Source organism: Ensifer sp. WSM1721 (genome assembly GCF_000513895.2).
Taxonomy (GTDB): domain Bacteria; phylum Pseudomonadota; class Alphaproteobacteria; order Rhizobiales; family Rhizobiaceae; genus Sinorhizobium.
This window is the reverse complement of record NZ_CP165782.1, coordinates 2034284-2059519: the sequence shown is the minus strand read 5'-3', so window position 1 is coordinate 2059519 and position 25236 is coordinate 2034284. Positions and strand designations below refer to the sequence as shown.

Here is a 25236-nt window from a genome sequence, read left to right as displayed (position 1 = left end):
TTCCGCCCCGGCGGATTGGAGGGTCCGAAGATGAAAACCGTCACCACCGTCGCCGAACTGCGCAATGCCCTTGCTGAGCACCGGCGCGTTGGCAAGTCGATCGGTCTTGTCCCTACCATGGGCTATCTTCATGTCGGCCATATGGAACTCGTCCGCCGCGCCCGCAGCGAGAACGACGTGGTCGTCGCCAGCATTTTCGTCAATCCGCTGCAGTTCGGACCGAACGAGGACCTCGCGAAGTACCCGCGAGATCTCGCGCGCGATGAGAAGATGCTGACCGAGGGCGGCGTCGATTTCCTCTTCGCGCCCGGCGTTGTCGACATGTATCCGCGGCCGATGGAAACCGTGGTTGACCTGCCGAAGCTCGGCTCCGAGCTCGAAGGGGCGGTCCGCCCCGGACATTTCGCAGGCGTTGCGACCGTCGTCACCAAGCTCTTCAACATCGTCCAGCCGGACCGTGCCTATTTCGGGGAGAAGGATTTCCAGCAACTCCAGATCATCCGCCGCATGGTCGAGGATCTCGCACAACCGATCGAGGTCATCGGCGTGCCGACGGTGCGCGAAGCCGACGGGCTCGCCTGCTCTTCACGCAATGTCTATTTGACGCCGGAAGAGCGCCGTGCCGCCGCGATCGTGCCGAAGGCGTTGGACGAGGCCGAGCGCCTGATCGCAGCCGGTGAGACCGATCCGGCAGCGGTCGAGAAAGGCGTTACCGACTTCCTCCGCAGCGAGCCGCTGGCGCGACCCGAGGTAGTGGCGCTGCGCAATCCCGAGACGCTGGAGCCGGTGAGTGAAGTTGGTGAGAAGGCGGTGCTGCTCTTGCTTTTCGTTCGCTTCGGCACGACGAAGCTGCTCGACAATCGTGTCATCGCCCCGAAATCGACCCGTTTAGCAAAGGTTGCCTGAGAATGAGCGTCCAGACCGCAAGGCGGCGGCTGAGTCCCGCCAGTATCGAAGCCCTGAAGGGCGAGCGCCCGATCGTCAGCCTCACGGCCTACACGACGCCGATCGCGCGCCTCTTAGACCCGCACGTCGATTTCCTGCTCGTAGGCGACTCGCTCGGCATGGTGCTTTACGGCCTCGACACGACGGTCGGCGTCACACTCGACATGATGATCGCGCATGGCCAGGCGGTGATGCGCGGTTCGGAGCGCTGCTGCGTTGTTGTCGACCTTCCTTTCGGGTCCTATCAGGAATCGAAGGAGCAGGCCTTCCGAAGTGCTGCGCGCGTCTTGAAGGAAACCGGCTGTAGCGCGGTTAAGCTCGAGGGCGGGGCGGAAATGGCCGAGACGGTCGATTTCCTCGTCAGCCGCGGCATCCCGGTGCTCGGCCACGTCGGGCTGATGCCGCAGCTCGTCAACACGACCGGCGGCTACCGCTCGGTCGGGCGCAACGAGAAGGAAGTGGCGAAGATCCGTCGTGACGCCAAGGCGATCGACGATGCCGGCGCCTTCGCGATCGTGGTCGAGGGCACGGTTGAGCCGGTTGCCCGCGAGATCACCGCGACCCTGCGCGCGCCGACCATCGGCATCGGCGCCTCGCCGGCCTGCGACGGTCAGATTCTTGTGTCGGATGACATGCTCGGGCTTTTCAACGACTTCAAGCCACGCTTCGTCAAGCATTTCGCCGAGCTCGCGCCGGCGATCTCGAAGGCGGCCGAGGACTACGCCAATGAGGTGAAGGCGCGCACCTTCCCCGGCATAGAGCACACGTTTCAGGTGAAGCGCTGACAAGGCGCGGCGGGTTTGATTCGCGTCCGCCCTACGGCTACTGCATGTTTCCTTAAATCGTACCCGATTTGAGGACAAAAACATGCAGCAATTCAAAGTGCTACAGCGTCCTTTGTGCGTCTGAAAAGACGCACGGCGCTGTAGCCAATTCCGCCCGCTACCCTCATCTCTGTGCTTGTCACAGGAGTGAGGGCGTGTGTCGAACCACCGCCTCTCTTCGGTACACACGGCGTCTGTCCGGAGCGGTCGCCGGTTGAACCCATCAGAAAAATCAATCACTGCATCAGTGCAATTGAATTGTCGCAAGCTGCGGCACCACCTATGTCTCCGGCAAGAGTTTACGGCCGCGCCCCTTCGCGCACGGCGCTCCCTGCGGGAGGAGATTCATGAACAGAAGCGATTTCCGTGAGGGGTTGCGCGGCGGCTTTCCCATCATGTTGGCGGCGTCGCCTTTTGGTGCGCTGTTCGGGGCGCTGGCGGTCGAGAACGGCTTCACCATCGCTGACGCCGTGTTCATGAGCGCAACGGTCTATGCCGGTGCCAGTCAGATGGTCGGCATCGAACTCTTCGGCAATCAGGTTCAGCCTTGGTTGGTCGTGCTTTCCGTCTTCGCGGTCAACTTCCGGCACGTGCTCTATTCCGCCTCCATTGCCAAGCACATTCGTCATTTCAGCTTCGTACAGAAGCTTCTCGCCTTCTTCCTGCTCGTCGATCCGCAATATGCCGAGACGGAACAGCGCGGCGAGCGCGGGTTGCCGATCACCTTTGCGTGGTATCTCGGCTTCGGGCTGGTGGTCTACATTCCCTGGATTCTCACCACGTTGATAGGTGCCATTTTCGGCCAGTTGATCGGCGATCCCAAAGCGATCGGTCTCGACGTGCTCCTGCCGGTCTATTTCCTCGGCCTTGTCATGAGCTTCCGCAAACGCGATCGCTTCCTGCCGATCGTGGCGACAAGCGCGATCGCTTCCGTCGCGGCGATGCATTTCGTGGGCTCGCCCTGGCATGTCAGCATCGGTGCGCTCGCAGGCATCCTGCTCGCCGCTTGCCTGCCGTCGGAACGGCCGGCGAGGGGAGTGCCGGTCGCAGAACGGGAGGCCTGAGTCTTGGACGCGCAACATCTCGATCTCATCTATCTGATCATCGCGGCGGCTGTCGCAACCTATGCGACCCGCTTCGGCGGCTATGTGCTGATCACCCAGCTTAAGAACATTCCGCCGCGGCTCGAAGCGGCATTGAACGCCGTCCCGGCGGCGGTGCTGACGACGCTGGTGGCACCCGCCTTCGTCTACGGTGGCCTCGATGTAGCCGCCGCGATGCTCGTCGCCTTCGGCATCGGGCTGCGTTTCTCGACACTGCGGATGCTGCTTGTCGGCTGGATTGCGGTGATGCTGATCCGGCATCTGATCTCGTAGCATTCCGCCTGACAAGCGGGCGCTGCGCTCCGAGTCGGCATTGGCGCCGGAGCGATCCTGCACTATCATTCTTTCGTTGCCGGAGGCGCCAGCCCCTCCGGCCATGGAGGAGCGAAGATGATGGTCAGAATCTCGATTGCCCTTTTGCTCGCGCTCACCCCTGTGACCGCCTTTGCCAATCAGTGCCCCAGCACGATGGCGGCGATCGACGCGGCGATGCCGAACGCCTCACTTTCCGAGGCCGACATGGCCAAGGTCAAACAGTTGCGCCAACAGGGCGAGGAACGGCACCAGGCTGGCGATCACGCCGGCGCGGAGGCAGCGCTCGGCGAGGCGAAGAAGATGCTTGGCATCTGATGGGAAGTGGGCCTCGCGCTCGGCTCAACTGGAGATTACTTCGAGTAACAGGCACGCAACCCGTAGAATTTCCGGGTTACAGCGGCGAGCAGCGCCAAATATAACAATACCGTTGGTAGAGACATCGACCTCCCAACGGAGGCCCGGCGGTCCCCCAAGCCCCCACCCCACGCCGGGCCTCCCGTCCTCAGCGCGTCCAACTTGATCAGCTCTGACGTTCAACCGCCTCCGTGGCGGCTGTCAGCCAGTTGCGCGTCTCCTCGTCGGCCAGCAGCGGCATCAGCTTTTTTCGCGTTTCCGCATGGTAGGCATTCAGCCAGGCGAGCTCGTCGTCCGTCAGTAGGGCAGGGAGAACGAGCCGGCGGTCGATAGGGCAGTAGGTCAGCGTGTCGAAGCCAAGCATCGGCTGATCGCCGCCCTCGATCTCCGATGCCTCCTTGACGACGATCAGATTCTCGATGCGGATGCCGAAAGCGCCTGGACGATAGTAGCCGGGCTCGTTGGACAGAATCATGCCGGGCAGCAGCTCCTGGGTCGCGAGCCGGGCAATCCGTTGCGGTCCTTCATGTACCGAGAGATAGGAGCCGACACCGTGGCCGGTGCCGTGAGCATAATCGGCGCCTGCCTTCCAGAGCGCCATGCGGGCGAGGGGATCGAGGTCGACGCCGCGCGAGCCCTTTGGGAATCGCGCCGTGCTGATGGCGATCATGCCCTTCAGCACCAGCGTGAAGAAGCGCTTCTGCTCCTCCGGCACGGCGCCGATCGCCACGGTGCGGGTTATGTCGGTCGTACCGTTGATGTATTGCGCGCCGGAATCGATCAGGAACATCGTTCCTGCTTCAATCGGCCGGTCGGTATCGGTCGTGACGCGGTAATGCATGATCGCCGCATGCGAGCCGGCGCCGGCGATTGTGTCGAACGAGATATCCTTCAAAGGGTTCTGCATGCGCTCGCCGACAGCGGCACGCGCCGCCTCCAGCCACTTGGCCGCGCCGATTTCCGTTACGCTGCCGGGCTGCGTCCCGTCAAGCCAGGCGAGGAACTCGACCATTGCCGCGCCGTCCTGCAGATGCGCCCGGATGGAGCCGGCGATCTCGGCTGGATTCTTGCGGGCGCGGGGGAGACGCGCCGGATCGACGGCCTCGATCACCGAGCCGCCTCTCAAGCGGATCAGCTCGCCGATCGCGAAGGGTGCGAGATCGGGATCGATCAAGATCGCCGCACCGGTGGAGGCGAGGGCGGCGAGCCGGTCGTCGAAGCTCGCCGGAGCCGCGATGTCGGCGAGTTGCGTCAGATAGGCCTCTTCCTCGATCCCGGTCTTGCGCTTGTCGAGGAAAATCTCGGCGCGACCGTTCGCGTGGATGATGGCGCGCGCAAGCGGGTGCGGCGTATGCGGCACGTCGCTGCCGCGAATGTTGAAGGTCCAGGCGACGGAGGAGGGATCGGTTAGCACGACGGCCGCGGCCTTCGCCTTGTCGACGCCTGCCGCAACCGTCGCGATCTTGTCCTTGGCCAATTGTCCCGCATGCTCGATCGGCTGGATGGTTACGCGGCCAAGGGGGGCTGCCGACCGGTCGGTCCAGAGCCGGTCGAGCGGATTGTGGTCGAGGAAAACGAGCGAACCGCCGATGGCGGCGAGTGCCTTTTCAAGCCGGCGCACCTCCGCCGCCGTGTGCAGCCAGGGATCGATGCCGAGGCGGAAGCCCTTGGGAGCGTGCCCCTCCAGCCAGACATGCGGCGGCTCTCCGATGAGATCGCCACCGGTGAAGACGCTGCCATCCACCTGCTCCTTGAGTTGAGTGACGTAACGGCCATCGACGAAGACGATCGCGTCACGCTGTGTGATGAGCGCGACGCCGGCGGAACCCGTGAAGCCCGTCAGCCACGAGAGCCGCTCGGAGCAGGCCGGCACATACTCGCCCTGGAACTCGTCGGCGCGTGGGACGAGGAAACCGTCGATGCCGAGAGCCGCGAAAGCGGAACGCAGGGCGGCGGTGCGCTCCTTTCCGAATTGAGGCGTCGAGGTGACTTCAAAGGACTGAAACATGGACATTTCCGGTAGGTTGGCGGCAAACCGCAGGGCGAGATGGATGCATGTTAGCGGAAAGGCCACTTCGGGGGAAAGAGGCGACATCCTGCCGTAAACAGCCTGCCGGTGCGTTCGAATGCATCAGTCGAACCGGAAGCGTGTTCGCGCATTTATCATACTTATGCGCCAGGCGCATGGCTCCCATGCCGAAATAAATCTTTCTCTATCAAAATTATGGTTTATAAGCGCGCCAACGAACACGGACGAAAGTCCGGTTCAAAGAACTGCGGTTCCGAGAATGGTTGGTCATCCGTTCTCCTCCTCCCTCAAGGGTGGCCAGCTTCGGAATTGTAGAGCCCGCTCGAGCGCTCCTCCTCCTCAGGCTCGCGGGCATGGTCGGTCTCAAGCCGACCAGCAGGCGATGCTTCGGCATCGCCTTTGTTTCGAGAAGGCCGCCCGTCATGATGGACCGGCGGCCTTTTCGTTTCGCGACGGGAAAATCCCGGATGCGGGCGGACGCACACTTTTCCTCATCCCGCGCTGGCAAAACGGCTTCTTACCCGACCAGATGGATCGTCACCCAGCCATTGCGCCAGATAGTGCGCGCATGTTTGAGGTTCTGACCGTTATAGGCGGCGAGCACCCTCCAGCGTTGTTCTGCGAGGATGCCTGAGAGGATGACCGACCCGCCGGGCGCCAGATTGGCGACGAGCTGCGGCGCCATCTTCATCAGCGGCCGCGCCAGGATATTGGCGATGATGAGGTCAAAGGGTCCCTTTGTGCGGAAGGCCGTGGAGTGGAAGCCGGGGGCGGTCGCGAAGGTCAGGCCCGTGACCACGCCGTTGCGGCGGGCGTTCTCTGTCGCGACGCGGGTTGCGACCGGGTCGATATCGGTTGCGAGCACCGGTACGTGCAGGAGCTTGCGGGCAGCGATCGCCAGCACGCCGCTTCCGGTGCCGAGGTCGAGGACGTTGCGGAAGGGCCGCGTGCGGGCGATCGCCGCCAGCATTTCGAGACAGCCGGCGGTCGTTCCGTGGTGGCCCGTGCCGAAAGCCTGGCCGGCGTCGATTTCGATGGCGATCTCACCCGCCTTCACCTTGTCGCGATCGTGCGAGCCGTGGATGACAAACCCGCCGGCGCGCACCGGCGCGAGTCCCTCCAGCGATTTGGCGATCCAGTCGACATCCGGCAGGACTTCCCGTTCGATGGAGAGATGCGAGAAATCGGCCGCAAGCGCCTGCTCAAGACGCGCCTGCACGTCTTTCTCTTCGTCTGCCATCATGTAGACCGACGCTTCCCAGATATCGCGCTTCTCGTCGATCTCCATGGTCGCAATGGCGTGATCCTCGTCTTCGAAGATCATGCTCATGACATCGAGCACGGCTTCCGCTTGCTTTTCCGTGGTGGTGACGAAAAGGCGTATCTCGCTCAAGGTTCTTTCCTTTGGCTATCGGCATTCAGGGCGCTGCGCGGCGGGTCCGCCGCTAGCATGATTGGAGGGCAAACGCAAAGCGCCGGCATCTGCCGGCGCCGGTGAGAGATGGAAGCGCGGGCCACTCAGCCCTTTGCGAGGTTCTCCAGCTTCTTGATCGCCGTTTCCGGATTTTCGCCATAGGCGATCGTTCCGCTGAACTGACCGTCGGCGTCAAGCAGGAAGACCGAGGCCGTATGATCCATCGTGTAGTCGCCGTCCGGCTTCGCCTCGTCGACCGGGACCTTCTTGTAATAGACACGGTAACCCTTGACCATTTCCCGCACTTTGTCCGGTGGTCCGGAAATGCCGGTGATGCGCTTTGAAACATTCGAGACATATGGTCCGAGCACTTCAGGCGTATCGCGTTCAGGGTCGACGGTGATGAAATAGGCCTGCAGCTTGTTGCCGTCGGGATCAACCTTTTCGAGCCAGCCGTTCAGCTCGAAGAGCGTGGTCGGGCAAACTTCCGGGCAATGGGTGAAGCCGAAGAAGAGGGCGGTCGGCTTGCCAGTGAACGCCTTCTCGGTGATCTGCTGCCCGTTTTGGGCGACCAGTGTGAAGGGAACGCCGAAGGGCCCGGACGATGCCTGCTGCTTCGGCTGTGTCATGTCGAAGGTGAGCCAACCGAGAACCGCCACCGTGATGAGGATGGCAACCCAAAGGGCTATGCGAATGGATTTCATCGTTGCTACCGTCTGTTGAATGCAGAGTCTTGATACCGCTTCACACCCGCGGGCGCAAAGCGACAATTGACGCAGGCACGGGACGGATCGTTGAGATACGCTTTAGATCACGATGATTTTAGGTTGGATCGACCTAAAATCATGAACGTAAGTCAGCGCGGGATGCGGGCGGAAAACCGCGCACACTTTTCCTCATCCCGCGCTAGAAGCACCAGGACAGCCCGGCTTGAGCGAGCGACAGGAATATGTCGGCGCCGTGCGCGATCCATCCCTGGAAGGTGAGGAGGAAGACGAGCGCGAGGGCACCCGTAACCAGGGCAAGGATTAGCGGCGAAAGCGATTTTTTTGTGTCCGAGCGCATGGCTCAATCATAGCACCACGAACCGAGAGTGAAAGGGCAAGGAAGATAACGAAATGCGCGATCGTCCCGCAGTTCCCGCTCGTGTATTAGCGATTGTTTAAGGTCTCTTTGCCAGTGTCGGCCAACGCGGAGAAGTGCACCACTTCGACATGACATGAGGTCATCCGGTTTTGATCGAGCCCGGCCTTCCGCATCGATCGCAACGGAGGACCCCGCCTCTCCGCGGGTCCATTGTCCTGGACTGCCAATCATGAACAAGTCTCCATCCGCCAAGAGCAATCTTACCGTCAGCCAGCGACTGGCGACGCTTGCGGGCGCCGCTTCTCTCGGTTTCGGCTCGGTGCTTGGCGTCGGTTGGTATCAGAACAACCGCTCTGAAGCAGCGCTCGAAAAGGCGATTGTCGCGGAGCGCGGAATGAGAACGGCGGAGGAAATGCGCTTCGCCGGCATAGAACTGGTTCTGATCGCGATGGACACGATCATCGATCGCGAAGAACGCAAGATTCAGCCGGAACGCGCCGCGCAGATAAAGGCATCACTGGAGCTGCTCGACGCGAAGACGCCCGCTCTTGAGGAACTGGCACGTCTGCTCGGAAAATCGGACGTTGTGCCGAACTTCAGGGCCGATTTCGCCGAGTTGCGCAAGGCAGTCGAAATGGATTTGAAGACGCTGGTGGAAGCCGGCGCGCCGGCCGCCGATTTCGCCCGCATCGACGATGCGATCGATGGTGGCGGCGAGCGTATGAATGCGGTGCTGACGGAACTCACGGAAGCAGCCGCCGATCTGGCTTTGGAGCGCACGGATGAGGCGCGGGCGGAATCGAAACACGCTCTGCTGATGCAGGCGGTGGCCGGTCTCTTCGCCATGGGCGGGATGCTCGCATTGATTTGGTTCCACGGGAACGTCCTCCGTCGGGGCATTCTCGGTTTGCGCGACAGTATGCAACGCATCCTTTCGGGCGACCTCTCGACGCTCGTGCCGGCGCTTGGACGCGGCGACGAGATCGGGGAGATGGCCCGCTCGGTGGATCTGTTTCGGACAGCGGCGGTTGAAAAGCGTGCTCTCGAACAGAGTGCCGCCGCAAGCCGCAACGAAATGGAACAGGAACGCGACCGTCAGGAAGCCGAACGCGAACAGGCCGTCGCCCGCATCAAGATTGCGGTCGACGCCTTGGGCCGGGCGCTCAACCAGCTTGCCGAGGGCAACCTGGCGGTTGCCATCCGCGAGCCGTTCGACGGCGGCCTCGATTCGCTGCGCCGCGATTTCAACGATACGGTGGAGCGGCTGAGCCATGTTCTTTCGAGTGTCAAGGAGAACACGGCCTCGATCGACTCGAACGGGCGCCAAATGCGCAGCGCCGCCGATGATCTGGCGCGGCGGACGGAAAGACAGGCGGCGTCTTTGGAACAGACGTCGGCCGCGCTCGAGGAAATCACCGTGACGGTGAAGACCGCGACGGAGCGCGCCGAAGAGGCGAGCCGCATGGTCGACGAGACGCGCATAAACGCCGAGGAATCCGGGCGCATCGTCGGCGAGGCGATCGCCGCCATGGCGCGCATAGAGGGCGCTTCCAACGAGATCGGCAAGATCATCAATGTCATCGACGAGATCGCGTTCCAGACCAATCTGCTGGCGCTCAATGCCGGGGTCGAGGCCGCGCGCGCAGGCGAGGCCGGCAAGGGCTTCGCGGTCGTCGCGCAGGAAGTGAGGGAGCTTGCGCAGCGGGCCGCCGGTGCCGCCAAGGACATCAAGGCGCTGGTCATGCGCTCGGGCAACGAGGTCGGCACCGGCGTCAAGCTGGTTCAGGAGACCGGCGATGCGCTTGGCCGCATCGGTGTCAAAGTCGCCCGCATCAACGAACATATGAGCTCGATCGTCATGGCTGCGCGCGAGCAGTCGACCGGACTTCACGAGATCAATGCCGCGGTCGCGCAACTCGATCAGATGACGCAGCAGAATGCGGCCATGGTGGAGCAGACGAACGCCGCGAGCCACACGCTTGCGCAGGATGTCGAAAGGCTCAGCGAACTCGTCGGCCAGTTCCGCCATGAGCAGGCGCGCGAAACTGCCATCCGTGCCGCAGCTCCCGCTCCGGTGCAATCCGCGGTCAAGAGAGGCTCGGCCAAGACAAGCGTTCCGCCGGCCGCCGGCGCTACCGCTAGCGCGAAGGCCGTTTCGCTTCACAAGCCTGCGGCCGTGCAGGCCTCTACTCGGGCAACTCCATCTCCCGCCAAGGCCCTGATGGGGAAACTGGCGGGCGCATTCGGCAACAACCCCGCTGCAATGCCGTCGCGGACGGCATCCGGCGAAAATTGGGAAGAGTTCTGATCATGAGCAACGCAATAAAGCAGTCAGGCGCCTATCTCGAAATCGTGTCTTTCCACCTCGGCGATCAGGAGTTCTGCATCGACATCATGGCGATCCGCGAAATCCGCGGCTGGGCGCCGGTGACGCCAATGCCGCACACGCCGCCCTATGTGCTTGGCCTCATCAACCTGCGCGGTGCGGTGATCCCGGTCATCGACATGGCCTGCCGCCTCGGCATGAAGATGACCGAGCCTTCGGAACGCTCGGCGATCATCGTCACGGACATCAACGGCAAGCTCGTCGGCCTCTTGGTCGAACAGGTTTCCGACATGATGACGATCCGCAGCGAAGACCTGCAACCGGCGCCCGAGATCATTCCGGAAGCGCAGCGCGCTTTCTGCCGCGGGATCGTGGCACTCGAGAAATCGATGGTCTGCTTCCTCAACCTGGACACGGTCATTGCCGAGGAACTGGCGCAGGCCGCCTAGGCCTCTGAAACCAAGAGAATTCGCGCATCTGAATGCAAGGCCCGCGCAAGCGGGCCTTTTTGCATGGCGCGAACGCGTAAACGTGAAAACTGGTCAGTCGCAGGCCAGGAACCCCTGCACGGGAAACGAGTTATGAAGAAAGCAGCATTGGTGAGGAGAGCCCTATGCTGATGATCGCGGCATCCGCCTTGAGGCTGGATGCCGAAACAGACAGGAGCAACGACATGACAGTTTCGCTCAGAACATCTTTCGCTGCATTCGTCCTCTCATCCGCGCTTGCCGGGGCTGCCGTGCCGGCCTTGGCCACGAACTTTTATGAGGGCGTCGATCCGCATCATCCTCCGGGGACCCAAAACACAGGACCGGTATTGGTCCCGATGGTCCAGGGCCCGTACTACGTCGATCCGGCGCCGACCGGCAGCATTTACGTTGATCCGATGGCCACTGGCAGCGTTTATGTTGACCCCGTGCCCATGCGCCGCGTCTACGTCGATCCCGTGCCCACCGGCAGCATCAGCGTGGCACCTGGCCGGGTACGCGAGCACTACATGAATGAATACCAGGGTGGCGGCCAAGGCGACTTTTATCAGGGTATCACTCCCCCGGCGCCGCGGCCCTAAGCGGTCTGCTGCCCGGGCTTACCGCATGTTTTGAAAACATGCAGCGTTTCAAAGCGCTACAGCGACTGTTGCGCGTCTGATAAGACGCGCGGCGCTGTAGTGCGCGGGTGACGCTTTCGGGCTGAAATTGGGCACGGGCTTCGTGATCAGTGTCGAGCATGGCCCGCGTCCGGTGGGTTGCACGACCACGCTTTCACGGCGGCTAAGACACGGGCCCTGGGGGATGCCTAGTCAAGTTACAGTTGCGTAATCTGCATCACGGTTGCATGAGCAAACGTGACGAAACAAGTGATTGTTGGTCGCGAGCCACCGCTCTGAAAGGTGTTATCCTGGTAACAGCAGCATTCGTAGGAGGCCGTATGCTGCCACCACGGCATCCGTCACGAGGACAGGATGCCGAACGGAGATAGGAGCTAATGCCATGAGAGTTTCTCTGAAAACGTCATTCGCCGCATTCGTCCTCTCATCCGCGGTTGCTGGAGTTGCTGTACCGGCCTTTGCGGACACCTACTATCAGGGCCTCGACCCGCACAATCCTCCCGGAACCCAGAATCAAGTGCGCATGCGGCCACAGAATCCCAACCCGTCCCTTGTCGATCCGACGGCAACCGGCAGTATCGACGGCCGTCGCGCCGTTAATCCGAGCGGCACCTACCAGGAAAGATATGAAACTGGTGAGGGCGACTACTATCGCGGTATCATCCCACCGGCACGATAAGATCGGAAGGGTACCTTCAACCGGAGCGGATAGCGGCAAGGCGATTCCGCTCCAGCTCCCTGAGGCCGGGGGACTATTGCGGCCTACCTTTCTCCCAGGTCACCTGCTGACCGAAGAGCGGCACCGTCGTGATGGACATCTTGGCTGATCCATCCGTCAGTTGACGGGAGTGGGCGAGGTAGATCAGCGTGTCGTTTGCCTTGTCGTAGATGCGGGTTACCAGCAGGTCCTTCCAGATCAGCGACAATCCGGAGCGGAACACTTCCTCGCCTTCCCTCGACAGGTCGATATCGCCGATAGCGATCGGTCCCGTTTGACGGCAAGCGATCGAATTGTTCGACGGGTCTTCGAACCAGTTGCCGTTCTTGAGGCGGTCGATGACGCTTCGGTCGAAATAGGTGACGTGACAGGTCACACCGCTGACCTTGGGATCGCGCACGGCATCGATCTTGATGTCGTTGCCGAGCCAGTCGACGCCGACCTGGCCGACCGTTTCGGCGCGAGCGGGGAGGGTAACGGCGGCCGAAACGGCGAGGCCGGCGAAAAGCAAGGTGCGGAAGCGGCGCAACATGAATGTCCTCCAAAGAACTGCTCCGTTCAGATAGGCGGCCGCTACGGCAATGCAAGGCGCTCGCGCGAAAGCGGAGGCATCCCGCTCACCGGTCGAACAGGGGCGAAGAGGTTCGTTCCCATCCAGCTCCGGAATTCACGCGATCTGACGGGCGTATTCCTGGCGAAAGGCATCGGCTTCCCGCAACTGTGCGGCGGCAGCCGCCAAGGCGCGGGTACTGGCGTCGATCTCCCGGCGTTTCGCGACCGAGCACCGGTCGCGGCCGTCGGCTTTGGATTCGTAGAGGGCCAGATCGGCTCGGATCATCACGTCCGTGATCGTGTCGCCCGGCGCCGCGGCCGCGATACCGATGCTGACCGTTAGCCCAATGCGCCGGTGGCCGCGTCCGGCTGGCGTTTCACGCACGATGCGGCAGATGTCCTCGGCGAGCGCCGTCGCCTGCTCCTCCGTGTGGTGCGGCAGGACGATCCCGAACTCCTCGCCGCCGATCCGCCCGAACACGCCACGTCCGCCGAGGAAGCTCGAGACGACATCCGCGAAATGGGCAAGCGCCATGTCGCCGCAGGCATGACCGTGGCGGTCGTTGATCTGCTTGAAATGGTCGAGGTCGAGCAGAAGGAAGGCGAGCGGCCGGCGACGGGCGTGGCAGTCGGCGATCATCTGTTCCCCGGCTTCGATCAGCGCGCCTCGCGAAAGCGCGCCCGTCAGCCCGTCGCGGGCGATCGCCGCCCTGAGCGCGGCCATCATCCGGTTTTGCACCGCGAGGATGACGGCGAGAAAGAGAAACGGCAGGAAGAGCGCTTTCATGGCGGCGACCGCGAACTCGAAGATGGCGTCTGCGGGCGCACCCCAAAGCTCCGGCGAACGCCCGGATGCGGCGCCGAGAACATGAGCGAGAGCGGCGCAGCCAACGAGGGCGGAGCCGATGATGGCAGCCTGGATCACCGGCTTTCGTTCCTGCGAGCGATCGACCACCATCAGTCCTGCAACGAGCAACGGAGCGGCGATTAGACCGGTCAGGACGATCACACGGGCGGCGAGACCCTCGTCGCCACCAAGCGTGATGATGAATCCCGTCGTGCCGGCAGAGGCCGCCAGCACGGGACAAGCCCAGGCCGGAATGCGCAAGGCGAGAAACCGGCGAAAGCCTCGAAGGACGAAGAAGAAGGCGAGCGTCAGTATCACATAGCCGAGCAGGGCCGCGAGCGGCATGTGCAAAGTCGTCGCGACGGCCATGACACCGACCGCGACTGCGCAAAGCGCGCAGGCTTTCGAAAAGTCCCGCACGCCGGCAACGGCCGAGCGGCGCAGAGACAACAGGAGCGGCTGTATCGCCAGGAGTGCTGTAACCGAGATGGCGGGAAGAAAGCTCATTTCGATGCGGCCTGTCGTGATAAAATAAAATGCGGCTTGTGTTTAAGCCAATATGCGAGGCCAATTGGTACCCATGGCACCTTAACGAAAGCCGGCAAAATTCGCTGCAATTTTAGCGATTGTCTCGCATCAAACCAGTTGTCCACTGGGTTGCAGTTTACGCGCGGGTCGAGCGCGAACCGAAGCGTGCCGCGGCCTTCGTCCCGATCAGGAGGTGATCACCCTTATGACCCTGATCGGCCGAATCCGACGGCTGTGGTCCGGAGCGAATGCCATGTTCTACGAGAGCTTAATTTTCGCCGACAGAGCCGATGCGGGCCGAAAGCTCGCGAACGCCATTCAGAAGGAGGAGTTTGCCGATCCCGTGGTGATGGCGCTGCCGCGCGGCGGCGTGCCGGTCGCTTTCGAAGTGGCGACGATCCTCGAGGCGCCGCTCGAACTCCTGATCGTCCGCAAGATCGGCGCACCCGGCCATGCCGAGTTCGGGCTCGGCGCGCTGGTCGATGGCGACGAGCCCCAACTCGTGCTCAACGCCGAGGCGATGCGTATGGTGCGGCCCTCCGAGGCTTATGTGGCGGAGGAGACGGAACGCCAACGGACCGAGCTTCGCCGCCGCCGCGCCCTCTATCTCGGCGACCGTCCGCGCATTTCGCCGAAGGGACGCAATATCATCATCGTCGACGACGGCATTGCCACCGGCGGCACGGCCAAAGCGGCTGTGCAGGCGTTGCGGCAGGCGGGCGCCGCAGCGCTGATGCTCGCCGTGCCGGTGGCGCCGCCGAGCGCGGTCGCAAGCCTGCGCTCCAGGGTGGACCGGATCGTCTGCCTCGCAACGCCCGAGCCGTTCCACGCCGTCAGCATCTATTACGACGATTTCGAGCAGACCACGGATGCCGAGGTGATCACGCTATTGAAGCGCGCTGGAGCCGAGTGAGGCGATCCTCATGCGAGGCGTCGGCGATCGCGTAGACCGCGTCAACTCGAGAGGCTATGCTGTCGCCCCGCAACGCGCTTTTGGTGGGCCGAAGATGAGTGAAAACAACCTCTCCATCCGCCCGGTCGTACGGAGCGACTACGACCAATGGCTGCCGCTCTGGCAACGATACAACGCCTTCTACGGGCGCTCGGGCGAAAGCGCGCTCGCCGCGGACATCACCTTGATGACCTGGTCGCGCTTCTTCGATGCCTATGAGCCGATGCATGCTCTGGTCGCTGAAAGCAAGGGGCGCCTGGTCGGGCTCACGCATTATGTCTTTCACCGCAGCACCACTTCGATCCAGCCCAACTGCTACCTCCAGGATCTCTTCACCAGTGAGGCCTTGCGCGGAAGAGGGGTTGGCCAGGCGCTGATCAACGGCGTCTTCGACGCAGCACGGCGGGCAGGCGCGCCACGTGTCTACTGGCTAACTCACGAGACGAACGTCAACGCGATGCAGCTCTACGACAAGGTCGCCGTTAAATCGGGTTTCGTGATGTACCGCATGACGATTTGAGAGCCGAGGCGACAGCTCCTGCGGGCCGGAACTTTCCCGCACGGATCACACCCTCTCCACAAACCCGTCCAGCACCCGTTTCTGGCCGGCGCGGTCGAAGTCGATCGTCAGCTTGTTGCCTTCGATCGCGGCGATGTTGCCGTTGCCGAATTTGATGTGGAAGACGCGGTCGCCGACATTGAAGCGGGAGGGTTCGGAGGTCGTCGACTTGGCGACGAGCTCGCCTTCGATGGTGCGTGTGCGCGGACCCGATTCGCCGTAGCCGATGCGCTCGATGGCGTGACCGGAGCGGGTTCCCCAATTGTCGCGGGTGGCGTCCGAGCGATGCTGCTGCGCACGCTTCCAGCCTGGCGTCTGGTAGGTGTTCTCGAATGGGTCGGCCTTGTCGAAGCGCGACTGTCCGTAGCCGCCGCGATTATAGCCGCCATAGGAGACGTCCTGTTCGGCGACTTCGACATGATCGATCGGCAGTTCGTCGAGGAAGCGCGACGGCATGGTCGATTGCCAGAGGCCGTGGATTCGGCGGTTCGAAACGAACCAGATATGGCAACGGCGTTTTGCACGGGTGATGCCGACATAGGCGAGGCGACGCTCTTCCTCGAGCCCGGCGCGGCCCCCTTCGTCGAGGGCGCGCTGGTGCGGGAAAAGACCTTCCTCCCAGCCCGGCAGGAACACGGTGTCGAACTCCAGCCCCTTGGCCGAATGCAGCGTCATGATGGAGACGGCATCCATGTCCTCGTTCTGCTCGGCATCCATGACGAGCGCGACGTGCTCGAGGAAACCGCGCATCGACTCGAAGGCCTCCATCGAGCGGATCAGTTCCTTCAGGTTTTCGAGGCGTCCTGGAGCTTCCGCCGATTTGTCGGCCTGCCACATGGCGGTGTAGCCGCTCTCGTCGAGGATCTGCTCGGCAAGCTCCGTGTGCGGCGTCGTTTCGAGCAATGTCTGCCAGCGGCGGAAATCGGTGACGACGTCGAACAGCGCCTTGCGCGCCTTCGGTTTCAACTCGTCGGTTTCGATGATTTCGCTTGCAGCGGCGAGCATCGGAATGTCGCGGGCGCGGGCATAGTCGTGGAGGGTGCGCACGGTGGTGTCGCCCAGGCCTCGTTTCGGCGTGTTGACTATGCGTTCGAAGGCGAGGTCGTCGGCAGGCTGGCAGACGAGGCGGAAATAGGCCATGGCGTCGCGGATCTCGAGCCGCTCGTAGAAGCGCGGGCCGCCGATGACGCGGTAATTGAGACCGAGGGTCACGAAGCGATCTTCGAACTCGCGCATCTGGAACGAGGCGCGCACCAGAATGGCAATGTCGTTCAGATTGTGCTTGCGACGCTGAAGCTGCTCGATCTCCTCGCCGATGGCGCGGGCTTCCTCTTCCGAATCCCAGGCCGCATGCACGTGCACCTTCTCGTCGTCCGGATGGGTGCGTTCCGTAAAAAGCGTCTTGCCCAGTCGGCCTTCGTTGTGGGCGATCAGGTGGGCGGCGGCGCCGAGAATATGCTCGGTTGAGCGGTAGTTGCGCTCGAGCTTGATGACCTTGGCGCCGGGGAAATCCTTCTCGAAGCGGAGGATGTTATCGACCTCGGCGCCGCGCCAGCCGTAGATCGACTGGTCGTCGTCGCCCACACAACAAATATTGATTTGTTGTGTGGGTTTCTTCGCGCTCACGCTGTCGCCGCTTGCGCGGCTGCGCTCCGTGGGGGCGGACGAAACGTCGTCCGGCCGGCCCTCGCCGGCTCGGGCTTCGCTCGGATTTCCTGCGCCAGATCGTTCGGACGAGCGAGGCCGCTGCGCCAACAGCCGCAGCCACATGTATTGCGCCGTGTTGGTGTCCTGGTACTCGTCGACGAGGATGTACCGGAACTTGTCGTGATAGTCCTTCAGCACGTCCGGATTGGCGCGGAACATGCGGATCGGATGCAGCAGCAGATCGCCAAAGTCGCAGGCATTCAGTGTGATGAGCCGGTTCTGGTAGGCGGCATAGAGCTCGCGGCCCTTGCCGTTGGCGAAAGCGCGGGCGTCGCCCTCCGGTATCTGTGACGGATCGAGCCCCTTGTTCTTCCAGGTGTCGATCATCCCGGCGAACTGCTTGGCCGGCCAACGTTTGTCGTCGAGCCCTTCCGCCTGGATGAGCTGCTTGATCAGGCGCACGACGTCGTCGGTGTCGAGAATGGTGAAGTCGGACCTCAAGCCCACGAGCTCGGCGTGGCGGCGCAGGAGCTTGACGCCGATCGAGTGGAAGGTGCCGAGCCAGGGCATGCCTTCGACCGCATGGCCGACGAGCACGCCGATGCGCTCCTTCATCTCGCGCGCCGCCTTGTTGGTGAAGGTCACCGCGAGGATCTGGGAGGGATAGGCGCGGCCGGTCGAGAGGATATGGGCGATGCGGGTCGTCAGCACGCGCGTCTTGCCGGTACCGGCACCGGCGAGCACCAGCACGGGACCTTCGAGCGTTTCGACGGCTTCGCGCTGCTCCGGATTGAGGCCAGCGAGATAGTCCGGCTGCTTGGCCTTGTCGCGGGCGGCCATTGCGCGCGCCGCGATGCCGCCGGCGGCGGGCGCAGGTTTGCGCGGCGCCGGCTCCTCGTCGAAGAAGGGAATGTCGTCGAAACCGTTGCTCATGCGGCCCAATGTAGTGATTCGGGACCGAAAGGCCAGAAAGGATGTTCTTCTTTTATTCCGGATGCTTTCCCAAGCTGGGCAAGCCTGTGGAAAGACTGACGTTTTCAGCGCCGGTATTTTGAGCCGTCATTGCCCGCTACTGCATGTTTCCTTTAATCGCGCACCCGATTTAAGGATAAAAACATGCAGCAATTCAAAGCGCTACAGCGAGCTTTGCGCGTCTGATGGGACGCGCGGCGCTGTAGTGGCGTCGAACGCCGCATCGACCGGCACCTGCAACGCGGTCGCCAGCTGGTTCGTCTTGGCGGCAAGCGAGATGACGCGCAAGAGATCCGCATGCTCCGCCTCCGTCATGCCCTTGGCTTTGGCGGATGCCGTATGCGAATGGATGCAATAGCCGCAGCCGTTGGTCACGGACACGGCAATATAGAGCATTTCCTTGACCACCGGCTCGAGCGCCGACGGCGTTGCCATCACCGCCTTGACCTCCGCCCAGGTGCGCTCCAACAGGTCCGGATCGAAGGCGAGCCAGAGCCACATATTGTTGATGAAGTCCGATTTCCGCGTGGCGCGGATGTCGTCGAAGACCGCCTTGATGCGCGGATCGGCTTCGGGGTCGGGGGGCGGCGCGACTGTGCTCATGCTTTTCCTCGGACGTTACTCAAACCAGCGCGAAGACTCGGGCGGGACCACCGGTGCCGCCACGATGCTTCGGCGCGCCGACAACGAGCGTTGCGCCCTTGGGCGGTAGCTTGTCGAGATTGGCGGTGGCCTCAAGCCCCCAGCGACCCTCCGGCAGCCAGGCGTTATGGGTGGCGAAATCGGACGAAATGCCATGGTCGAGCGAGAGCGTATCGACGGCGATGCCGGCCGCCTTCGTCTCATCGAGCAGGAACTTCGCCGTCTCCACGTGGAAGCCGGGGAAGTGCAGCTTGCCCGCCGCGTCGGCGTTGCGGAACTTGTCGGTGCCGAGATGGGCGGCCCAGCCCGAGAGCATGGCGACGCAGGCGTTTTCCGGCATATCGCCATTGGCCGCGATCCATGCCTTGATGTCGTCCGGTGTCACCTGCGCATCCGCATTGGATGAGGCCTTCTCGCGGATGTCTATGACGCAGAGCGGCACCACGAGCTTCTCGACCGGGAGTTCCGCGACAGAAAGGCCGTCGGCGGAGAAATGCAACGGCGCGTCTACATGGGTGCCGGTATGCTCGTTCACGCGGAGCTCGAAAAGGTTGAGCTTGTGTTCCGAATACTTGAACTTCTGCTCGCGGAAGAACTGCTGCTGACCGAAATAGGTCGGAAACTCTTCGTGGAGTTCATGGGTGAGATCGGTGACGCTGTTATGGCCGGCGGCCAGTGCCGGCGGAGCGAGTCCCATGCCGGCTGCGGCAATGCCCGCCGTACCGGCCGCGGCTGCACGGAAAAAGCCGCGCCGTGACAACATCCGCTGCTTTACCTGCTCGATAACGCATGCATCGCACATCGCTCTTCTCCCCGCTAGATCACGATGATTTTGGGTCGGATCGACGTAAAATCATAAACGTGATCGATTCTAAGAAGCTAGCGCAGGACGCGGGCGGAAAACCGCACACACTTTTCCTCATCCCGCGCTAGCGAAAGTCGGAAGCCGATCGAGGCTGCCGCCGGCGAGAAGCAGAATAGCCGAGCCGCGAAGGCTGTAAATATGCTACTATCCACCAATGTCCCGTGATTTCGTGGCGGCCGCGCCGGCCATCGTGCCGCCAATAAATTCGCTTTTATTACAATTGCGTAATGATGGCACTCCGACATTGCCCGAAGGTCCGCAAATAAAGATACTCAGGAGCAAATCGGAACGTTCCGTCGGTGCGCGCCGCGTTAGGGCGCGTTTTCTTTTGGAGAAATGAATGCGCATATGGAAGCAACTCGCGGTCAGCGTCGTCGTTCTCGCGGTGGGGGGCGTCGCATGGTTGCGTTTTGCGCCGGGGGCGGGCGAGACACTGGCAGCGATCGGTGTTTCTCATCCCCTGATCGATGCCCTGTCGCAGCCGCAAGGCGGCGAGGGAAAGGGCGGCGAGTCGCGCAACGGCGGAGGCGGGCAGGGCGGGCGCGGCTTCACGGATGCGCCGCTCGTGGTCGTCAGGCCCGCAGCGACTGCGGTCGTCAACGACAGGCTCAACGCCATCGGCAACGGCGAGGCGATCCATTCCGTCACGGTGACGCCGACCGCAACCGGCAACCTCACGGAAATCCTCGTAAAGTCCGGCGACAGGATCGCGGAGGGACAGGTGATCGCCAGGCTCGACAGCGATGACCAGGTGATCGCGGCTGAGCAGGCTCGCCTCACGCGCGACAGTGCCCAGGAAAAGGTCGACCGCTACCGCAATCTCAGCACCGCGCGCGCCGTAACGGCGGTCGAAGTGCGAGACGCCGAAATCGCGCTGCAGGCGGCAGAATTGGCGCTGAGAACGGCGGAGCTCGATCTCAAGCGCCGCAATATCGTCGCTCCGTCGAAGGGCGTCGTCGGCATCATCACTGTTAATGTCGGCGACTACGTCACGACCTCCACGCCGATCGCCGTCGTTGACGACCGCTCGGAAATCCTCGTCGACTTCTGGGTGCCGGAACGCTTCGCCGGCAAGATCGTCGTCGGCCAGCCGGTAACGGCGAGCGCGATGGCGCTTCCGGGTCGGGGGCTCGAAGGCGTCATCCACGCGATAGACAACCGCCTCGATCAGGCGAGCCGTACGCTCCGGGTGCGGGCGCGGCTAGCCAACCCCGACGACATGCTGCGCGCCGGTATGTCCTTCTCGGTCACCATGGCTTTCGACGGCGACCGCTACCCTACGGTCGATCCGCTCGCGATCCAGTGGAGCGCCGAAGGGTCCTACATCTGGCGGGTCAATGGCGACAAGAGCGAACGCGTGCCCGTCAAGATCATTCAGCGCAACCCCGACAAGGTTCTCGTCGACGCGGAGATCGCGGAGGGTGACCGTGTCGTGACCGAAGGCGTGCAGCGCCTTCGCGATGGCGGCGCAGTGCGCATTGCCGGCGAGACGCGCTCCGAGCCCGAGCAGAAGGTCGCGGGGGAAGCGCAATGAATATCGGCATGGGGGGATACCACCCGAGCGGCGGACAGGGGGGGAAGACCGGGTTTACTGCGCTCTTCATCCGCCGGCCGATCTTCGCCCTGGTGGTCAACGCGCTGATCGTCGTTGCCGGGCTTGCCGCCTGGAACGGCATCGAAATCCGCGAACTGCCGCAGATCGACCAGCCTGTCGTTTCGGTGACCACTGTATTCGAAGGCGCCTCGCCGGAAACGATCGACCGTGAGGTGACCTCGGTAATCGAGGGGGCCGTCTCGCGCGTCCAGGGCATCAAGGGAATTTCGTCGTCTTCCTCCTTCGGCCGCAGTCGAGTCACACTGGAATTCTCCGACACGACCGATATCGGCCAGGCCGCGAACGACATCCGCGATGCGCTTGGCCGCGTCGCCGGCCAGTTGCCGGACGATGCCGACGAGCCGCGGATCGTGAAGGCGGATTCCGACAGCCAGCCGATCATGCGGCTCGCGCTTACCTCCGACACGATGAGCATGGAAGACATGACGCTGCTCGTCGAGAACGAGATCAGCGACCGGCTGGCGGCCGTCGAGGGCGTCGCCGACGTCACCGTCTACGGCGATCAGGAGAAGATCTTCCGCATCGATGTCAACCAGGCGAAACTCGCGGGGCGCGGCGTCACCGTCGCCGATTTGCGCGAAGCGCTCTCCAATGCCGCCTACGACGTGCCGGCGGGCTCGCTGACGAGTGCCAGTCAGGACATCTCCGTGCGGGCGACGGCGGACCTGCAAACACCCGAGCAGTTCGAAAATCTGATCCTCGGCAACAATGTCAGGCTTCGCGACGTCGCAACCGTGACGCTCGGCCCGGACACCGGCACCTCGGCGCTCCGCTCCAACGGCCGGCAGGGCATCGGCCTCGGCATCATCCGCCAGGCGCAGTCGAACACGGTCGATATTTCCGAGGGCGTGCGCAAGGTCGTCGACACGATCTCCTCGGATATCCTGCCGCCCGGAACCGAGCTCAAGATCACCAGCGACGATGCGGTGTTCATCAACGGAGCGATCCACGAAGTGGAGATCGCGCTCGCAGTCGCCGTCTTCATCGTCACGCTCGTCATCTATCTCTTCCTGCTCGACTGGCGCGCGACGCTGATCCCGACCATCACCATGCCGATCGCGCTTATCGGAACGGTGGCGGCGATCTATCTCGCCGGCTTCTCGATCAACATCCTGACGCTGCTTGCGATCGTGCTTGCGACCGGCCTCGTCGTCGATGACGCGATCGTGGTGTTGGAAAACATCGTGCGCCGCCGGGCCGAGGGGCTCGGCCCGCGGGCGGCCGCCGTGCACGGCACGCTCGAGGTCTTCTTCGCGGTGCTTGCGACGACTGCGACGCTCGCGGCGGTCTTCGTGCCGCTTTCCTTCCTGCCGGGGCAGACGGGTGGGCTCTTCCGTGAGTTCGGTTTCGTGCTCGCCTTCTCGATCCTGTTGTCGTCCTTCGTATCGCTGACGCTCTGCCCGATGCTCGCCTCGCGCATGCTGACGAGCGAGGCGCATTCGCATCAGGGTGTAATGCAGCGCTTCGGCCAACGCGCCGCCGCTTTCTACAGGGTCACGCTTCGCGCCTGCCTCAACGCGCCGCTCGTCGTCTTCGTCGTCGCCGCCTTCTTCACGCTGGCGGGCGCCGCCGGGTTCCTGACGCTCAAGTCCGAGCTGACGCCGAGCGAGGACCGGTCGCAGGTGATGCTCCGGATCAACGCGCCGCAGGGCGTCTCGCTCGAATATACCCAGGCGCAAATGCGTCGGATCGAGGAGGGTCTGCAGGCGCTGGTAAAATCCGGCGAGATCAGCAACCTGTTTTCGATCTCCGGCCAGGGCGGCTCGGCCAATAGCGGTTTCATGGTACTGACGCTTGCGCCCTGGGAACAGCGCGAGCGGACGCAACAGCAGATCGTCGCCGACATCAACAAGGTGACGAATGCCATCCCCTCGGTCCGCGCCTTCACGATACAGTCCAACAGTCTCGGCATTCGTGGTGCCGGCAGCGGTCTTCAGGTCGCGCTCGTCGGCAATGATTACACGAAGCTCGGCGATGCGGCGGCGAAGCTCGTGCGGGCGATAGAAGACACCGGCCGTTTCGAAAATGTCCGGCTCAACTACGAGGCCAACCAGGCGCAATTGTCGGTGACGATCGATCGCGAGCGGGCCTCCGATCTCGGCGTGGACATCGGCGCCCTTTCATGGGCGATGCAGGCTATGCTCGACGGCAGCAGCGTCGTCGACATCTTCGTGGAAGGCGAGGCCTATCCGGTGAAGCTGCTCTCCTCCACTATGCCGCTCAACGACCCGACGGACCTGCAGAACATCTTCGTCAAGGCCGGCGATGGGCGCATCGTTCCGATGTCGACGATCGCTTCGATCGAGGAGAAGGCCGTCGCGCCGCAGCTCGCGCGGGAATCCCAGCTTCGCGCCGTTTCGCTTTCGGCGGGCCTGAAGTCTGATCTCGCGCTCGGCGAGGCGCTGTCGATGGTCGAGGAGATGGCCGAGCCGCTGCTGCCTCCCGGTTCGCGGGTGATGCCGCTTGCCGAAGCTGCGACCCTCGACGAGAACGCCAGTGGCCTCTTCGTTACCTTCGGCTTCGCCATCGTCATCATCTTTCTGGTGCTTGCGGCGCAGTTCGAGAGCTTCGTCAGCGGCCTCATCATCATGTCGACGGTGCCGCTCGGCCTTGCCTGCGCCGTCTTTGCGATGATCATGACCGGCAACACGCTCAACATCTATAGCCAGATCGGCCTTGTCATGCTGGTCGGCATCATGGCGAAGAACGGCATCCTGATCGTCGAATTCGCCAATCAGCTGCGCGACCGCGGCCAGGATGTGCGAAGCGCCATCGAGAATGCCGCCAATATCCGTCTGCGGCCGGTGATGATGACGATGATCGCGACCGTCGTCGGCGCCGTGCCTCTGGTGCTGGCGAGCGGCGCCGGTGCGGAGGCGCGCATCGCGCTCGGTTGGGTGCTCGTCGGCGGGCTCGGCCTTGCGGTGATCGTCACACTCTACCTGACGCCGGTCGCCTATCTCGTCATCGCGCGCTTCACCAAGCCGCATGCTGACGAGGAGCGTAAGCTGCACGAGGAGATGGACGCAGCCGCCACGCTCAAGGTCTGATCGGGCGCACGGACAGGCAGACGTGTCTTGCCGCTCAAACCCCATCGGCGGCAGCGATGAGGTAGATCGCGGTGGCGGCAGCGCCGAGAGCACTGCGGCCGGCGTGGAGCTTGCCCCAGCGCTCAATCAACTCGCGGGTCTCCGCGTTCGCCTGGTCCGGCGGTGTCGTCTCCAGTCGCTCGTTGATGGGCATGATGATGTAGAGCGTATAGGGCCAGTTCGAGATGATGACCGCCGCCCCCAAGCCCCAAAGCGGGTTGCCGGTCTGCCACCAGGCCGCGGCACCGAGGAGGCACGAAATGATGGCAAGAGGCGCCTGCATTTCAAAGCCGCGCCGGTAGGCAGGCCCCCATTCGCGGAGCGCTGCGCCGCCGTCCAGGCTAAGCCGCGCCGGTTGTTCAGCCACGTTGATGTAAATGGCAGCGCCGAAGAAAATTGACGCCGTGATCAAAGCAAGCAGCCCGAACATGCGACGTTCTCCCGTTTCTCGACATCATACTCTATAAGCCCGCAAACAAAAGCTGCATTCTCCTGCGCATTCCGGCGTTCGCGGCGCCCGGGCGATTCCGCCGACTTGTGACAAGCCGGTATCACCGGCGGTGATTTCACGCAGCGCGGCGATCGCAGACGACTTGAACTTCTGGACAAAATGATTCCGATTTGCACAGTAGCGCCTTGAATTGTAAGCGCTTCCCAGTCGGTCGAAAGATGTGCTCCTGTCTTGCATCTGCTGGAGCGCATGCGGAGGGGGAGGCGGCTTACCGATGGCGACGGATCGATCCGGC

Annotated in this window: 22 protein-coding genes; 13 read left to right on the top strand and 9 right to left on the bottom strand. The window is 63.0% G+C overall.

Features of this window, described 5'->3' with window-relative positions:
- Positions 1 to 30: 30 nt before the first annotated feature.
- From panC to M728_RS10145, 5 genes are all read left to right on the top strand, one after another.
- Positions 31 to 906: a pantoate--beta-alanine ligase gene (gene panC / locus M728_RS10165; protein WP_026621627.1), complete on the top strand. Its 876-nt coding sequence runs from the start codon at positions 31 to 33 to the stop codon at positions 904 to 906.
- 2 nt (positions 907 to 908) lie between these two features.
- Complete coding sequence (gene panB / locus M728_RS10160; protein WP_026621628.1) at positions 909 to 1730, top strand: 3-methyl-2-oxobutanoate hydroxymethyltransferase; 822 nt, start codon at positions 909 to 911, stop codon at positions 1728 to 1730.
- A gap of 386 nt (positions 1731 to 2116) precedes the next feature.
- Positions 2117 to 2833, top strand: coding sequence for an AzlC family ABC transporter permease (locus M728_RS10155; RefSeq protein ID WP_026621629.1), 717 nt, complete (start codon positions 2117 to 2119; stop codon positions 2831 to 2833).
- Between the two features lie 3 nt (positions 2834 to 2836).
- The gene (locus tag M728_RS10150; RefSeq protein ID WP_026621630.1) at positions 2837 to 3145 is read left to right on the top strand and encodes an AzlD family protein; all 309 of its coding nucleotides are present in this window, start codon (positions 2837 to 2839) and stop codon (positions 3143 to 3145) included.
- A 117-nt stretch (positions 3146 to 3262) separates the two neighbouring features.
- Positions 3263 to 3502 (top strand): hypothetical protein, encoded by a 240-nt coding sequence (locus M728_RS10145; protein WP_026621631.1) that lies wholly within the window; start codon positions 3263 to 3265, stop codon positions 3500 to 3502.
- Positions 3503 to 3707: 205 nt separating this feature from the next.
- Here M728_RS10145 and M728_RS10140 read toward each other — a convergent pair whose 3' ends face one another.
- The 3 genes from M728_RS10140 to M728_RS10130 all read right to left on the bottom strand — a co-directional run bounded on the left by M728_RS10140 (position 3708) and on the right by M728_RS10130 (position 7688).
- A complete protein-coding gene (locus M728_RS10140; RefSeq protein ID WP_026621632.1) occupies positions 3708 to 5549 on the bottom strand; it encodes an aminopeptidase P family protein in 1842 nt (613 codons plus the stop codon).
- 538 nt (positions 5550 to 6087) lie between these two features.
- Positions 6088 to 6963: a 50S ribosomal protein L11 methyltransferase gene (locus tag M728_RS10135; RefSeq protein ID WP_026621633.1), complete on the bottom strand. Its 876-nt coding sequence runs from the start codon at positions 6961 to 6963 to the stop codon at positions 6088 to 6090.
- A 125-nt stretch (positions 6964 to 7088) separates the two neighbouring features.
- Positions 7089 to 7688 carry an SCO family protein gene (locus M728_RS10130; RefSeq protein ID WP_026621634.1) on the bottom strand — a complete coding sequence of 200 codons (600 nt, stop codon included), beginning with the start codon at positions 7686 to 7688 and terminating at the stop codon, positions 7089 to 7091.
- 611 nt (positions 7689 to 8299) lie between these two features.
- Between M728_RS10130 and M728_RS10125 the strand changes: the two genes are divergently transcribed.
- The 4 genes from M728_RS10125 to M728_RS10110 all read left to right on the top strand — a co-directional run bounded on the left by M728_RS10125 (position 8300) and on the right by M728_RS10110 (position 12183).
- A complete protein-coding gene (locus M728_RS10125) occupies positions 8300 to 10378 on the top strand; it encodes a methyl-accepting chemotaxis protein (protein WP_026621636.1) in 2079 nt (692 codons plus the stop codon).
- Between the two features lie 2 nt (positions 10379 to 10380).
- Positions 10381 to 10845 carry a chemotaxis protein CheW gene (locus tag M728_RS10120; protein ID WP_026617752.1) on the top strand — a complete coding sequence of 155 codons (465 nt, stop codon included), beginning with the start codon at positions 10381 to 10383 and terminating at the stop codon, positions 10843 to 10845.
- 224 nt (positions 10846 to 11069) lie between these two features.
- A complete protein-coding gene (locus M728_RS10115) occupies positions 11070 to 11465 on the top strand; it encodes a hypothetical protein (RefSeq protein WP_026621637.1) in 396 nt (131 codons plus the stop codon).
- 421 nt (positions 11466 to 11886) lie between these two features.
- On the top strand, positions 11887 to 12183 hold the full coding sequence (locus M728_RS10110) for a hypothetical protein (protein ID WP_026621638.1): 297 nt from the start codon (positions 11887 to 11889) through the stop codon (positions 12181 to 12183).
- 73 nt (positions 12184 to 12256) lie between these two features.
- Here M728_RS10110 and M728_RS10105 read toward each other — a convergent pair whose 3' ends face one another.
- Positions 12257 to 12754 (bottom strand): CreA family protein, encoded by a 498-nt coding sequence (locus M728_RS10105; protein ID WP_026621639.1) that lies wholly within the window; start codon positions 12752 to 12754, stop codon positions 12257 to 12259.
- Between the two features lie 135 nt (positions 12755 to 12889).
- The gene (locus M728_RS10100; RefSeq protein ID WP_026621640.1) at positions 12890 to 14128 is read right to left on the bottom strand and encodes a diguanylate cyclase; all 1239 of its coding nucleotides are present in this window, start codon (positions 14126 to 14128) and stop codon (positions 12890 to 12892) included.
- Positions 14129 to 14402: 274 nt separating this feature from the next.
- On the opposite strand from M728_RS10100, the gene M728_RS10095 reads away from it, so the two are divergent.
- Together M728_RS10095 and M728_RS10090 are read left to right on the top strand one after the other, a co-directional pair.
- Entirely contained in the window at positions 14403 to 15062 is a 660-nt protein-coding gene (locus M728_RS10095; protein ID WP_026621641.1) for a phosphoribosyltransferase, read from the top strand.
- A gap of 94 nt (positions 15063 to 15156) precedes the next feature.
- Complete coding sequence (locus M728_RS10090) at positions 15157 to 15621, top strand: GNAT family N-acetyltransferase (RefSeq protein ID WP_026621642.1); 465 nt, start codon at positions 15157 to 15159, stop codon at positions 15619 to 15621.
- A 45-nt stretch (positions 15622 to 15666) separates the two neighbouring features.
- On the opposite strand, the gene M728_RS10085 is transcribed toward M728_RS10090, so the two are convergent.
- The 3 genes from M728_RS10085 to M728_RS10075 all read right to left on the bottom strand — a co-directional run bounded on the left by M728_RS10085 (position 15667) and on the right by M728_RS10075 (position 19723).
- A complete protein-coding gene (locus M728_RS10085) occupies positions 15667 to 18240 on the bottom strand; it encodes an ATP-dependent helicase (protein WP_026621643.1) in 2574 nt (857 codons plus the stop codon).
- A 201-nt stretch (positions 18241 to 18441) separates the two neighbouring features.
- Positions 18442 to 18882 (bottom strand): carboxymuconolactone decarboxylase family protein, encoded by a 441-nt coding sequence (locus M728_RS10080; RefSeq protein WP_026621644.1) that lies wholly within the window; start codon positions 18880 to 18882, stop codon positions 18442 to 18444.
- Positions 18883 to 18901: 19 nt separating this feature from the next.
- The gene (locus tag M728_RS10075; protein WP_026621645.1) at positions 18902 to 19723 is read right to left on the bottom strand and encodes a cyclase family protein; all 822 of its coding nucleotides are present in this window, start codon (positions 19721 to 19723) and stop codon (positions 18902 to 18904) included.
- A gap of 403 nt (positions 19724 to 20126) precedes the next feature.
- Between M728_RS10075 and M728_RS10070 the strand changes: the two genes are divergently transcribed.
- Both M728_RS10070 and M728_RS10065 read left to right on the top strand, forming a co-directional pair.
- Complete coding sequence (locus tag M728_RS10070; protein WP_026621646.1) at positions 20127 to 21320, top strand: efflux RND transporter periplasmic adaptor subunit; 1194 nt, start codon at positions 20127 to 20129, stop codon at positions 21318 to 21320.
- Entirely contained in the window at positions 21317 to 24451 is a 3135-nt protein-coding gene (locus tag M728_RS10065) for an efflux RND transporter permease subunit (protein WP_026621647.1), read from the top strand. Before M728_RS10070 ends, M728_RS10065 begins: the two co-directional genes overlap by 4 nt.
- 34 nt (positions 24452 to 24485) lie before the next feature.
- Here the strand turns inward: M728_RS10065 and M728_RS10060 are convergent, their stop codons facing one another.
- Complete coding sequence (locus M728_RS10060; protein WP_026621648.1) at positions 24486 to 24920, bottom strand: DUF1772 domain-containing protein; 435 nt, start codon at positions 24918 to 24920, stop codon at positions 24486 to 24488.
- Positions 24921 to 25236 lie beyond the last annotated feature (316 nt).